General features: G+C 60.8%; 10 protein-coding genes. 2 read left to right on the top strand and 8 right to left on the bottom strand.

What is annotated here, in order from left to right; all coding sequences use genetic code 11:
* Positions 1-12: 12 nt before the first annotated feature.
* The gene (locus tag PMI24_RS18130; protein WP_007956416.1) at positions 13-807 is read right to left on the bottom strand and encodes an exodeoxyribonuclease III; all 795 of its coding nucleotides are present in this window, start codon (positions 805-807) and stop codon (positions 13-15) included.
* A 117-nt stretch (positions 808-924) separates the two neighbouring features.
* Between PMI24_RS18130 and PMI24_RS18125 the strand changes: the two genes are divergently transcribed.
* Positions 925-1,512, top strand: coding sequence for a GNAT family N-acetyltransferase (locus tag PMI24_RS18125; protein ID WP_007956415.1), 588 nt, complete (start codon positions 925-927; stop codon positions 1,510-1,512).
* 4 nt (positions 1,513-1,516) lie between these two features.
* On the opposite strand, the gene PMI24_RS18120 is transcribed toward PMI24_RS18125, so the two are convergent.
* Together PMI24_RS18120 and PMI24_RS18115 are read right to left on the bottom strand one after the other, a co-directional pair.
* Positions 1,517-2,959, bottom strand: coding sequence for a mechanosensitive ion channel family protein (locus tag PMI24_RS18120; RefSeq protein ID WP_007956414.1), 1,443 nt, complete (start codon positions 2,957-2,959; stop codon positions 1,517-1,519).
* Positions 2,960-3,098: 139 nt separating this feature from the next.
* Entirely contained in the window at positions 3,099-3,965 is an 867-nt protein-coding gene (locus PMI24_RS18115; RefSeq protein WP_007956404.1) for a pirin family protein, read from the bottom strand.
* A gap of 221 nt (positions 3,966-4,186) precedes the next feature.
* Here PMI24_RS18115 and dkgB point away from each other — a divergent pair, with 221 nt between their 5' ends.
* Positions 4,187-4,990, top strand: coding sequence for a 2,5-didehydrogluconate reductase DkgB (dkgB, locus tag PMI24_RS18110; protein WP_007956403.1), 804 nt, complete (start codon positions 4,187-4,189; stop codon positions 4,988-4,990).
* A 4-nt stretch (positions 4,991-4,994) separates the two neighbouring features.
* On the opposite strand, the gene PMI24_RS18105 is transcribed toward dkgB, so the two are convergent.
* The 5 genes from PMI24_RS18105 to PMI24_RS18085 form a co-directional block, all read right to left on the bottom strand.
* Complete coding sequence (locus tag PMI24_RS18105; RefSeq protein ID WP_007956402.1) at positions 4,995-8,213, bottom strand: ATP-binding protein; 3,219 nt, start codon at positions 8,211-8,213, stop codon at positions 4,995-4,997.
* Positions 8,214-8,221: 8 nt separating this feature from the next.
* Positions 8,222-8,851 carry a response regulator transcription factor gene (locus tag PMI24_RS18100; protein WP_007956401.1) on the bottom strand — a complete coding sequence of 210 codons (630 nt, stop codon included), beginning with the start codon at positions 8,849-8,851 and terminating at the stop codon, positions 8,222-8,224.
* Positions 8,852-8,958: 107 nt separating this feature from the next.
* Positions 8,959-9,393 carry a hypothetical protein gene (locus tag PMI24_RS18095; RefSeq protein ID WP_007956400.1) on the bottom strand — a complete coding sequence of 145 codons (435 nt, stop codon included), beginning with the start codon at positions 9,391-9,393 and terminating at the stop codon, positions 8,959-8,961.
* Positions 9,394-9,588: 195 nt separating this feature from the next.
* Positions 9,589-11,700 carry an autotransporter outer membrane beta-barrel domain-containing protein gene (locus tag PMI24_RS18090; RefSeq protein WP_007956399.1) on the bottom strand — a complete coding sequence of 704 codons (2,112 nt, stop codon included), beginning with the start codon at positions 11,698-11,700 and terminating at the stop codon, positions 9,589-9,591.
* A 259-nt stretch (positions 11,701-11,959) separates the two neighbouring features.
* Complete coding sequence (locus tag PMI24_RS18085) at positions 11,960-12,676, bottom strand: MgtC/SapB family protein (protein ID WP_007956393.1); 717 nt, start codon at positions 12,674-12,676, stop codon at positions 11,960-11,962.
* Positions 12,677-12,707: the final 31 nt, after the last annotated feature.

Below are 12,707 nucleotides of genomic sequence, written 5' to 3'. Positions count from 1 at the left end.
ACCAATCACCTGCTAGCGTCTTTTACGCGAATCGATGCGAATCCACGTCGGCGCGTGGTCGCTGGCATGCGGTTCGTTGCGCACCCAGGCATCCACACCGGCCTCGTGCAGATAGGGGCTCAGCTTTGGATTGAGCAGCAGATGGTCGATCCGCAGCCCGGAGTTCTTCTGCCAGTGCTGGCGGAAATAATCCCAGAAGGTGTACAGCCGATCTTCGGGATACAGATGCCGCAACGAATCGGTCCAGCCCTGATCCAGCAGGCGCTGGTAGCACTCGCGGCTTTGCGGTTGCAACAGCGCATCCTTGAGCCACGAACGGGTGTTGTAGATATCCAGATCGGTAGGCACCACGTTGTAATCGCCGGCCAGCACCACCGGGTGATCGCTGCTTTGCAGGTCCCGGGCGTATTTGATCAGACGATCGAACCAGGCCAGTTTGTAGTCGAACTTCGGCCCCGGTTGCGGATTGCCATTGGGCAGGTACAGACACCCCACCAGCACTCCATGCACCGCCGCTTCGAGGTAGCGGCTGTGTTTATCGTCGGGATCACCGGGCAGACCGCGCCGGCTCTCCAGCGGTTGCGCATCGCGGGCAAGAATCGCCACGCCGTTCCATGACGCCTGTCCGTGCCAGATGGCGCCATAACCGGCGGCCTCCAGATCGGCGGCAGGAAACGCGCTGTCCACCAGTTTCAGCTCTTGCAAACAGACGATGTCCGGCTTCTCGCGCCTGAGCCATTCCAGCAGATTCGGCAGTCGGGCCCGCAGGCCGTTGACGTTGAACGTGGCAATGCGCATTTTTTTCATCGTCCGGGTTCCTGCCATTGACCGATAAAAACTGTGACATCCGCCCACCGCGACGGTTGCGTCGGATCCTTTGCGTACGGCGTAATAAGCCCTCGCCCGATCGCCGAGAATCCCCACATGCAAACCACGCTGCAAGGCCAGGGCATCATACTGCGCCCACTTCAATACACCGACGCCGACGCCCTGCTCCGCGCTGCCGCCGACGGTGAACTGTGGAATCTCACGGTCACCGTGGTGCCGTCAGCCACTACCGTCGACGCTTACCTGAAAAAGGCCCTCGACGGCCGTAAAGCTGGGACGGTCATGCCGTTTGTCATCGTGCTGAAAGAAACCGGCAAAGTGATCGGCTCGACCCGGTTCTGGAAGATCGACCCGCTCAATCGCAAGCTGGAGATCGGCAGCAGCTGGATTTCGGCACGCTTTCAGAAAACCTTCGTCAACACCGAGGCCAAGTACCTGATGCTGCGCCACGCCTTCGAGGTGCTCGATTGTGTGCGGGTGCAGTTCACCACCGACGAAAACAACCAGAAATCGCGCAACGCAATCCTGCGCCTCGGCGCGCAGCAGGAAGGCATCGTCCGCCACGAACGCATCATGCCGGACGGCCGCAAGCGCAACTCGGTGCGCTTCAGCATCATCGATGACGAATGGCCGCAGGTGCGCCTGAACCTGGAGCGCAAACTGGCGGATTACGGTCTGCGCTGAACGGTCAGACGCGGTTGCGCAGCCATTGCAGGAAGCCTTTCTTCGGCGCCGCCACCGGCGTTTCTTCCGTCAGGGATTGCGCCTTGTGCAGGCGGAAATCGAGCAGCGCCTGCATCGCGTCGTTGATGTCATGACGGGCATCCAGGCACGGTTTGAGATAAGACTTCTCGATGCGGTACAGCGCGCAGAAAGTCTTGGCGGAGAAGTCGGCTGGCAATGACGTATCGGACAGAATCCCCGCCTCGCCAATCACTTCGCCCGGCCCCATCCGCCCGGACTCGAACGGCGTGCCGTGGCGCTTGAGCGTTACCGACACCACCCCGGACTCGATGATGAACAGGTGATCGCTGACCTCGCCGCCCGCAAGAATCATCTCGCCGGCCCGGAAGGTTTGCAGGGTCATGTTCTGGCTGAAGGTTTCCTTCTCTTCCTGACGCAGGGTGGAGAAAATCGGCGAGCTGTCGAGCAACGCCCGCGGTCGCGAGAGATTGCTCAGCATGCCCGGCTCATCGCTCGACAGCAGATTGACCCCGGACGCTTGCAAGTGCCGGTACGCCAGGTCGAACAGCTGATTGCGCACCACGCGCTTTTCGCTCATCGAGGCGACAAACCCGCTGATCTCATATTCGGCGCCGGCGCTGTTGGAGTTCTTCAGTGCGACACTCGGCGCGGGGCTCTCCAGCAATTGGCGACAGCCCTGCATCGCCCGCTCCAGGGCATCGATCACCGAACTGGGCCGCGCATGGGGGCTGACCTGCACGCTGACGGCCACCCCGAACATATTGCTCGGCCGGCTGAAGTTGATGATCTTGGCCTTGGCCGCCAGCGAGTTGGGAATCACTGCCATGCTGCCCTGACTGGTTTGCAGCCGCGTGGCGCGCCAGTCGATATCGGTGACCCGGCCTTCGGTGCCGTCGATGGAAATCCAGTCATCCAGTTGATAAGGCTTGGTGGTGTTGAGCACGATCCCGGAAAACACGTCGCTCAAGGTGCTCTGCAGCGCCAGACCGACGATGATCGCCAACGCCCCGGACGTCGCCAGCACGCCTTTGACCGGCAGATCCAGCACGTAGGCCAGCGCCGCGATGATCGCAATCAGGAAGATCACCGCGCCCAGCAGATCCTGCAACAACCGCCCGGTGTGCCCGACCCGCTGCATCATCACCGCGCCAATCAGCACCGTCAGAGTACGCGCGCCGAACAGCCACCAGCCGATCTGCAAACCGGTCGCTGCAAGGTGCAACGGCACATTGTCGGCCCACGGCGCAGGCTCCATCGGGTTGAGCCCTTCGTTGAACAGCAGGATGCTGAACAGGGCAAAAATCAGCACCCGCACCAACAGTTTCCACGCGCTGCCGTGGGAGCTGATCAGACGCCACAGACCGAGATCGATCAGGATCAGGATCAAGGCGCAAAACAACGGATGATCGGTGAGCAGAGACAGCATCAAACAACTCCGACAGGGGCCAGTCGCGAGAAGATCGCACAGATTGGGCTCAGTGTAGGAGTAATTGATTTGGCGGGATGAGCGCCACTGCGCGCGCTCAAAAAAAACCGGCAGGCGCACGTGGCGCCTGCCGGTTTTTTCAGCCGTGCATCTGGCCGAAGCGGCCGGACTGGAAGTCGGCGAAAGCCTGATGGATTTCCTGCTCGGTGTTCATCACGAACGGGCCGTGGCCGACGATCGGCTCGTCGATCGGCTCGCCGCTGAGCAGCAGCACCACCGCGTCCTGGCTGGCTTCAAGGGTGATGCGATTGCCATCACGCTCGAACAGCGCCAGTTGGCCTTCACGCATCGACTCCACACCGTTGACCTGTACCGAACCCTTTAACACCACCAGCGCGGTGTTGCGACCTTCGTGCAGATCCAGCGAAAGCAACTTGCCGCTGTTCAGCCGCAGATCCCAGACATCGATAGGCGTGAACGTGCGGGACGGGCCCTTGTGGCCGTCGAACTCACCGGCGATCAGACGCAGGCTGCCGGCGCCGTCCTTGAGCGCAATTTGCGGGATATCACTGTCCAGAATGGTCTGGTACCCCGGCTCGGCCATTTTGTCCTTGGCCGGCAGATTCACCCACAACTGCACCATTTCCAGGTTGCCGCCGGTTCGGGCGAAGTTTTCCGAGTGGAATTCTTCATGCAGGATTCCGGAAGCCGCCGTCATCCACTGCACATCGCCCGGGCCGATGGTGCCGCCGCTGCCGGTGGAATCGCGGTGCTGCACTTCGCCTTCGTAAACGATGGTCACGGTCTCGAAGCCACGGTGCGGATGCTGACCCACGCCACGGCGTTCGGTGGTCGGAGTGAATTGCGCGGGCCCGGCGTGATCCAGCAGCAGGAACGGGCTGATGTGCTTGCCCAAATTGTCGTAGGAAAACAGGGTACGCACCGGAAACCCATCGCCGACCCAGTGGCCGCGAGGGCTGGTGTAGATACCGATAAGGTTTTTCATGGTGGACTCCATAATCAGGTTGATCATGGACCGATCATAAATTCGCCACGTATTTAGTACTAGTCAGCCAAAACCGTCCTCATCGTTCTACTGATGGAACGATACCGATCGCGGTGATTCGTGACTTCCAGTCAACAGTACTTTGCCCCGACAGCGGTTTTTCCCGAGGAATCAGACGCGGATACTCCTGCCCATTCCCACTGCAACCCTGGAGTCTCTGCATGTCTGTTCCCGCTTTCGGTCTTGGTACGTTTCGCCTGCAAGGCCAGGTGGTCATCGATTCGGTGAGCACTGCCCTTGAGCTCGGTTACCGGGTCATCGACACCGCTCAGATCTACGAAAACGAAGCCGACGTTGGCGAGGCCATCGCTGCCAGCGGCATCGCCCGTGAAGAACTGTTCATCACCAGCAAGATCTGGATCGCCAACTTCGCCAAGGATCGCTTGATCGAGAGCCTCAAGGAGAGCCTGCAAAAGCTGCAGACCGACTACCTCGACCTGACGCTGATCCACTGGCCGTCGCCGGAAGATCAGGTGCCGGTCGAAGAATTCATGGGCGCGCTGCTGGAAGCCAAACGCCTGGGCCTGACCCGGCAGATCGGCGTGTCCAACTTCACCATCGACCTGATGAAACAGTCGATTGCTGCGGTCGGCGCGGAAAACATCGCCACCAACCAGATCGAGCTGCACCCGTACCTGCAAAACCGCAAGGTTGTCGAGTTCGCGCAAAGTCAGGGCATCCAGATCACGTCGTACATGACCCTGGCCTATGGCGAAGTACTGAAGGATCCGCTGATCGTGCAGATCGCCGAGCGTCTGCACGCCACCCCGGCGCAGGTCACCCTCGCGTGGGCGATGCAGTCGGGTTACGCGGTGATTCCGTCCTCGACCAAACGCGCCAACCTGCAAGGCAACCTCGGCGCCACGGCGCTGACCCTGAGCGACGCCGACATGGCGCTGATCGCAACACTGGATCGCGGCCATCGCCTGACCAGCCCCAAAGGCATCGCGCCGCAGTGGGACTGACCGATCAGGCCTGAAGCTGCTGCGCGAGGTCGTGCATGGCCACGCGCAGCAACTCGATGGCGGCCGTCAATGCCGCTTCGGGCTCATCGTCACGGCAGGCCTGCTCGAGTACCCGACACGCCGAAACCACGCGCTCGGCACCGATCATGTGCGCCCCGCCTGTGACGTGATGCGCCAGATCACGTAATTCTGCGCGATCACTTTTGCGGCCCGATTCATCCAGACGCTTCAGGTCGACGCGCAGGCTGCTCAGCACCTCCTCACGCAATTGCCCGATCAGCGGGTTGTCCGCGCCTGCCAGTTGCAACAGCGCGCTCAGATCGAACTCGGCCTCTACCGGATCGTCCACGCTTTCGGTCTGCGCGCCTTCGGATGTTGCGGCCATCAGCGCCTGGCTCAATTCACGCAGCAGAACCGGTTTGAACAGACAATCGTCCATCCCGGCCGCCCGGCATCGCTGCTTCTCCTCCATCTGCGCATTGGCGGTAAATCCGAGGATCAGGCAGGGCGTCCTGCCCGTTGCGGCTTCTTCCTGACGTACCGCGCGCGTCAGCTCGTAACCGTTGAGCCCCGGCATATTGCAGTCGGTGATCAGTGCATCGAAGGCGTGCCCGCGCCAAAGCGCCAGCCCCTCCTCACCGCCACCGGCGTCAACGGCACGATGCCCGAGCTCACTCAACTGCCGACAAAGCAGCAGGCGATTCACCGGATGGTCATCCACCACCAGTACGTTCAGCGAATTAACCATCGTCGCCGCTGGCACCGGTACAGCCTCTTGCACCAGCGGCGCCAGCACCGGCAGTTCCATTCGCAGCATGACCTGAGTGCCCCTGCCCGGTTCGCTGGTCATCCACAAATCGCCGCCCATCATCCGGCACAGATTGCGGCTGATCACCAGCCCCAGGCCAGAACCGCCGTGCGCCACAGATTGATGATTGCCGACCTGCACAAACGGTCTGAACAACCGCTGCTGATCCTCGGCGCTGATCCCCCGGCCACTGTCTTCAATGGCCACGCCCACTTCAATCAGCCCGTCCTGTTCGCCAAACACGCGCAGGCGCAGGCTCACCTCGCCGTCCTCGGTGAACTTGATTGCATTGCTCAGCAGGTTCGACAGCACTTGTTTGAGCCGCAGGGGATCGAGCATCACCACGACGTTGCTGCGCTCATCCATTTCTACATGCCACAACAATTGTTTCTGCCGGGCCAGGCCTTCGAAAATCCGACACACCGACGCCACCACTTCATGCAGATTGACGCGCTCGGGGGCCAGCGACAGATGCCCGGACTCGATGCGTGCGATGTCGAGAATATCGCCGATCAATGCCAGCAGTTGCTGCCCGGCGCTGGACGCCACCTCGATCGCCTGGCGATCGGTCACGCCTTCATCGGCACGTTTGAGGGCCAGTTCGAGCATGCCGATCAGGGCGTTCATCGGTGTGCGGATTTCATGGCTCATGGTCGCCAGAAACGTGCTCTTGGCGCGATTGGCTTCATCGGCTGCGTCCTTGGCCTCCTGCAACTGCTGAAGCCATTGCTGGCGCTGGCGGATCTGCCGACGCTGAAAGCCGATCCAGCCCAACGCCAACAGCAACAGCCCTGCCGCCACTGCAAACCCGCGCAGTATTTGCGTTTGATGACGCTGCCAATAACTGTCTTGCAGCACCACATTACGACTCCAACGCGCGACCAGACCGTCAATTTCCTGGGGGGCGATGCTCAGCAGTGCCTTGTTCAGAATCGATTGCAACTGCGGGGCGTCGAGCGCTGTCGCCATGGCAACCCGCGCCGGCAAATCGCCCAGCGTGGAGACAATCCGCAAGCGATCGCGGTATTGATGATCGATCTGGTAGCGCGCCACCAGCAACGAGCTCAATGTCGCATCGGCCTTGCCGTCGAGCAGCGCCTGCGTGCCGTCGGCCGGGCTTGGCAACTCGATCAGGCGGATCTGCGGTACGTTCTCCAGCAGATAATCGTGCAACGGATTACCGCCATAAAGCGCCAGACGTTTGCCCGCCATGTCTTCAAGGCTGCGCGGCGCGTGTGCCTTTGAATCGGCAATCAGCACAAAGGGGCTGTTGACGTACGATCGGGTGAACAGCATTTTGGTTTCGCGCTCGCGGCTCGGTGTCAACACCGGCAACAGATCCAGCGCACCGCTTTTGAGTTGCTCGACCTGACGATCCAGCGACCGGCCGCGCACCACCTCGAATGTCAGGCCACTGCGCTGACTGATCAGGTTGAGCAATTGGGCGGCCAGCCCACTGAAACGGCCATCGGCGTCAAAGAATGTCAGCGGTGCAAAATCATCGATAGCGCCGACCCGCACCACCGGATGCTGATCCAGCCATTGTTGCTCGCTGTCGCTCAGGCTCACCTGCGACTGCGCAGCCACGTCCGCGCGACCGGCGCTCCAGCGCAGCTCGATGGCCAGGCGCTGTTCCATGGGAATGGCCAGCAGGGCTTTGTCGACCAGACCTTTCAAACGCGTATTGCTGCGGGCCAGGGCGAAGCCGAACGGGTTGGCGTCAAGGCCCGAAGGCCCGGCCAGTTGCAGGTCGTTGTGAAAGATCGTGTTGAGCAGATAGCTGGCGCTGATGAAGTCGCCAACGTAAACCGCATCCGTGCCGTACGCCACGGCGCCGAGGGCTTCGAAAATCGACCTGTAACGCTGCAGGGAGGCTTGTGGGTAAGCCTCCTGGATGGTCGAGGCTGGCAGGTAGTCGTCCACCATGGCGATGCGTTTGCCAGCCAGATCGCCAGGCAACGGTTCGTCGATCCGAGTCACCCACATCGGCTGATCCTCGGCGTAGGCACGGGACAGCATGAGGTCGGAATCAGCTTCTTCGAACTTGTTCGACGTGCCCAGCAGGTCTACCTCACCGGCCTTGAGCGCAGCCATGGCGCTTGCGCGGTCGGAATAGCACCAGACTTCAACGGCTATGTTCAAAATCTGTGCAATTGCGTTGGCGTAATCGGCCGTAAGGCCTTCCAGTTCATGGCGCTTGCGGGTCAACTCAAACGGCGGGTAATCCGGCCAGGAGGAACCGATGCGCAATACCGGATGCGCACGGAGCCACTGCCGATCCTGCTCATCCAGTTGAATCTGCACACCCTCAAGGCGGGTGCGGGAGACGATTTCCAGCCGTTGCGCCTCGGTCGCGTGCACCAGGCTTGCAAGCATCAGTATCGACAGAGAAACCAACCGCAGAAGACACATCATGGGGCGGCCTATGGAAACAGGCCGTTGCGTTTGACAAACTCTCGCAACACCACCAGCGAGCTTACCCCGAGTTTCAGCATCAAGCGGGTCTTGTAGGTGCTGATGGTTTTGTGACTGAGGTTCATCTTCAGAGCAATATGCTTGTTGGATTCACCTCTGGCCAGCTTCAGCATGATCTCCATTTCGCGGGTGGACAGAAGTGCAATCAACTCTCGCTCATCGCGGTGCGCTTCGGATTGCCCGGCATTGACCACAGGCATTTCGGGAAAGTAGGTATAACCCGAACGGACGGCCTTGATTGCATTTTGCAAATGCTGCATCGAGGCGGATTTGGCGACAAAAGCCATCGCCCCCGCACGTCGGCAACGCATCAGATAGTGTTCAGGGTCGGCCGAGGTGAAGATCAACACTTTGCAGACCAGCCCGATGGCCCTGATGCGCGCCAACACCTCCAGGCCGCCGAAGCCATCGAGTTTCAGGTCGAGCACGACCAGTTCCGGCGCGTGTTCACGTAGCATCGACACCACATCGACACCTTTGCCAGTCACATGGATCGGTTCGTAACCTGCGGACTCCAGAACCATACGAACGGCACCCACCACCACTGGGTGATCATCAACAATCAATGCTGAACCCATGACCACTCCCGGGGCGAATACCTGACATGGCGCCACCGATCTTGCATGAACGGGACTATTGGTAGCTGCGCTACTACTGTTGCACGCTGTGCACGCTGAATCACCTGTCAGATCTGACAGTTGTGCGCCAGACCGATCTGTGATCGAACACGCGATGGGCGCCCGAACGAAGCCTCGACCGAGGTCATCAACTGTTCGATGGCGCGGATTGAAGGCAAAGGCGCAGGGCTGGTGATGATCTTTGCCCCGAAATGCCCGGGAACACCGGAGGAGTCCACCGGCTCACCATAGACCAGCGCCCGCCGGATTTGCGGATGATCAAACAGAAAACCGCGAAGATCCGCCATTCCGGCCGCCAGTTCGGCATTGATCACCAGGACATCGAACGGCTGACCGCCGTAATCGACCAACGTCAGCAGTTCGGCAAGGTTCTGCACCGGTGCAATACGGTAGTAATCGAGGCCGTTGAACATCCGCTCGATCTTCATCCGGTGAAAATGCTGCAAGTCGGCGATCAGGATGCGCAGGGTTTTGTCGGTCAATGTGAAAGTCCGGGTAGTCGCTTGAAGTGACGGCAAGACTACCCAAGCATCGGGATACGCTCTGTAGGACTTTTCCGAAAAAAACCGTCACTCATCCGGATTGAACGCATCATCCGGCAGCTCAAGCCCGAGCAGCGATGGACAGAATTCATACAAAAAAGCCGTACCGGGACAACCCGATACGGCTTTGTTTTCCTACCAGAGATAGCGATAACCCAGGTTCAAGCCAAACGGCTGCTCGATGCCGTTGCCCTTGGCGTACTCGGCATCCAGGGAGATCTTGCTCTTCTCGCTGACCTGCAACACCCCGCCGAACCCCACTTCCATGCGGTTGCCCGGCAGTTGAGCGTCGAGCCGGTTGCCGTTGACGCTGACCTTGCTCGTGCCGGCGTGTTCGGTCACGTAGGACGCCTTCACGTACGGCTGAGCCTGCATGCCGTTGCTCAGCGTCAGGCTGCGACCGAACAGCGAACCGACCCGGCTTTGCAGTGAGTCGAGATCATCGGACTTGACCCGCAACCCGTTGCTGGCGGTATAGCTGGCACCCTGGGTCCGTGTGGCGGTGATTTCCAGTTGCGGCTCGACGAACCAGCCGTCCTTCAGATCGATGTGCTTGCCGACTTCGATGTCGGCGCCGACACCGTGAGTGCGGTAGTCACCTTTGACCGACGCGCCCAGATTGGTCGGGGTCTTGATATCGTTGTCGAAGCGGCTGTACTTCAGCACGCTGTCGACATACACGCCGTTGTCGTGCAGATACGTGGCATAGACCCCGAACATCCTGCTGTCGATCGTGCCCGAGGCGCCTTCGCCAAAGTCCAGATCCGAACGCGCCGTGCCAACCATGCCGCCGAGGTAGACCTTGCCGCTGTCCAACGCAACGGCCTTGTCGGCACCGATTTCCAGGCCGGTGATGTCCTGGCGGTAGGCACGACTCGAGTGCTCGCTGATATCAAAGCGCTTGCCAATCGCCCGCGTCCAGACGCCACCGTCGTCCTGCCCCATGCGCAATTCGCCCAAGCGCTTGACCAGCGCATTCATCTGCGCGCTCCACAGGCTCGCACCGGCGGTGTGCGCGGCAATCGCAGCATTGGCGCCCTTGGACAGACTGGCCGCCGGAGGGTCGACGGGCCGCGTCGGTATCAGCGGGGCTTCAGGTTCATGGGTGTCCACCGGTTTGCCCGGATCGACAGGCGTCGTCGGGACTTCACCGGCGCTGGCCAGTACCCAGTCATCACCTTCGTGGCGCAAGGTGTAGCGAAAGGCACCGGCATCGACATGCCCCCCAAGAAGGCCGAATTTCGCGTCGCCGCCCTGAGTGCCCACCAACAACAGGCGACCGTCCGAGGTCCCCGGCTCATGGCCGGAATCGCCGACGATCAGCGTGTGGTCACCGCTGGCCAGGCCGGCGCCCTGCACGCGCAGCACATCGTTTTGTCCGCTGGCGATGTCGCTGTTCAGCGCAATCGTGCCACTGCCGGACAGGGCATCGACGGTGAAGGTCTTGAAGCTGCCGTCGGTGCTGGGCACGAACGCCAGGCGACCGCCGTTGAGGGTCAGCGAGTCCACGGTCTTCACGCCGTTTTCCATCACATTGACCGTGCCACCCGCCTCCGCCACCAGACCATTGGCCTGGGCGCCGCTGTACAGATTGACCTTGCCGCCATTGCTGACGACGCTGCGGTTGGCGGTGCCGGTGTCGTAGACGCTCTGGGTGCCGCCCTGCACCCGAGTGTCATTGGCCACTGCGCTGCCCAGCGTGCCACGGCGCAGGGTTTGTTCGCCGCCGGTTTCGATGATGCTGCCGTTGGCCTGGGCCATGTTGATCAGGTTTTGCATGCCGCCGTTGTTGATCTGCGTGTCATTGGCGATGGACATTAGATCCACGGTCTGCACGCTTGCGGCATTGATGACGGTGCGGTTAGCGGTAGATCGCGTAACGGTTTGCTGGCCAGCATTCAGCACGGTGTCATTCGCCACCCCGCTGGTGGTGACGCTTTGCAGCCCTCCGGCGCTGACCACCGTGCCATGACTGGTGCCACTGTCGACGCGCTGGGTGGCGCCATCGACCTGGGTGTCATGGCTCACACCGTTGGAAAATACCGTTTGCGTCCCGGTTCCGTTGACCGTAGTGCGGTGGGTTGCACCGTTGCTCCCGATTGTTTGCGTGCCGCTGGACACCTGTTCGTCATAGGTCACGGCGCCATCCTTGACCACGGCGGTGTAGGCGTTTGCCTGCAACGGCAGGAGCAACGCGATGGCCACGGCAACGGGTGAACGATTGAATGAAGGAAGGTTTTTTTTCATCGGAAGAACACTCAACAGTGTCGTCAGTCACGCTGACGTTTTCGGGCTGAGGTCGAACAACGCAAGGATTGGGCTCGCACTCAGGCAAGCCGGCAATCTAGAGAGTGGAGGGAAATTTCTGTGTAGGACAATTCCTTTCACTTGTAGGAAATTTCCCAAGACAACGCGAGGATCCGTGCAGGATCCAAAGCACTACACAGTGCCGTCGGGAAACGAACTGGATCGACAGAGCCATCCAGCCGTCGTATTGGAAACTCCGTTATTCCGTAGTGCTCGGACTCCAGAACGCCTGCACCACCAGGTTCGAAGTGGAAATCCGCTTCACCAGTGCATCCAGCTCATCGCCGTCCACCGAAGTGGTCGCCAGCGTCGCTTCGATCTCGATTTCATCGGCCCCGAAGGCGTGCACATCAACATCACTGGCCGGGTAGTTGCTGCGTTCGAGCTCGGCTTCAAGCAAGGCGAACACGGCCGTTTGCTGCGAACGCCGGGCGATGACGTAGACGATGTTGGTGACTTCCGCCGAGACCACATCCAGCGGCTGACGGTTGATGTTGTTGACGATCGGCCGCAGCAAGGTATTGGCGGCGAGCACGAACAAGGTGCCCAGCACCGCTTCGGCCAGCAGGTCGGCACCGGCGCAGGCACCGACAGCCGCCGAAGTCCAGAGCGTGGCGGCGGTGTTGAGCCCGCGCACGTTGCCTTCTTCGCGCATGATCACCCCGGCACCGAGAAAACCGATGCCGGAGACCACATACGCGACCACCCGCACCGCGCCTTCGGCACCGGCGAGACGGTTGGCCATGTCGACGAAAATCGCCGCCCCGACCGCCACCAGCACATTGGTGCGCAAGCCCGCCGTGCGTTGCCGGTACTGACGTTCGAAGCCGATCAGGCCGCCGAGGATGAACGCCGCGCTGAGGCTGACCAAAGTGTCGAGCAATGAGGTGAGGTTGAGATTGTTGATCGCTTGCATGTCGAACTCCTTGAAACCGCCCCCCTCGCTC

It is taken from the genome of Pseudomonas sp. GM25 (assembly GCF_000282255.1).
GTDB lineage: Bacteria > Pseudomonadota > Gammaproteobacteria > Pseudomonadales > Pseudomonadaceae > Aquipseudomonas > Aquipseudomonas aphyarum.
This window is presented reverse-complemented; position numbering and strand designations above follow the sequence as displayed.

What these genes read in the sequence shown, in the direction of transcription:
- dkgB (WP_007956403.1), top strand. Translation starts at nt 4,187, where the DNA reads ATGTCTGTTCCCGCTTTCGGTCTTGGTACGTTTCGCCTGCAAGGCCAG.
- PMI24_RS18120 (WP_007956414.1), bottom strand. Translation starts at nt 2,959, where the DNA reads ATGCTGTCTCTGCTCACCGATCATCCGTTGTTTTGCGCCTTGATCCTG.
- PMI24_RS18130 (WP_007956416.1), bottom strand. Translation starts at nt 807, where the DNA reads ATGAAAAAAATGCGCATTGCCACGTTCAACGTCAACGGCCTGCGGGCC.
- PMI24_RS18125 (WP_007956415.1), top strand. Translation starts at nt 925, where the DNA reads ATGCAAACCACGCTGCAAGGCCAGGGCATCATACTGCGCCCACTTCAA.
- PMI24_RS18090 (WP_007956399.1), bottom strand. Translation starts at nt 11,700, where the DNA reads ATGAAAAAAAACCTTCCTTCATTCAATCGTTCACCCGTTGCCGTGGCC.
- PMI24_RS18105 (WP_007956402.1), bottom strand. Translation starts at nt 8,213, where the DNA reads ATGATGTGTCTTCTGCGGTTGGTTTCTCTGTCGATACTGATGCTTGCA.
- PMI24_RS18115 (WP_007956404.1), bottom strand. Translation starts at nt 3,965, where the DNA reads ATGAAAAACCTTATCGGTATCTACACCAGCCCTCGCGGCCACTGGGTC.
- PMI24_RS18085 (WP_007956393.1), bottom strand. Translation starts at nt 12,676, where the DNA reads ATGCAAGCGATCAACAATCTCAACCTCACCTCATTGCTCGACACTTTG.
- PMI24_RS18100 (WP_007956401.1), bottom strand. Translation starts at nt 8,851, where the DNA reads ATGGGTTCAGCATTGATTGTTGATGATCACCCAGTGGTGGTGGGTGCC.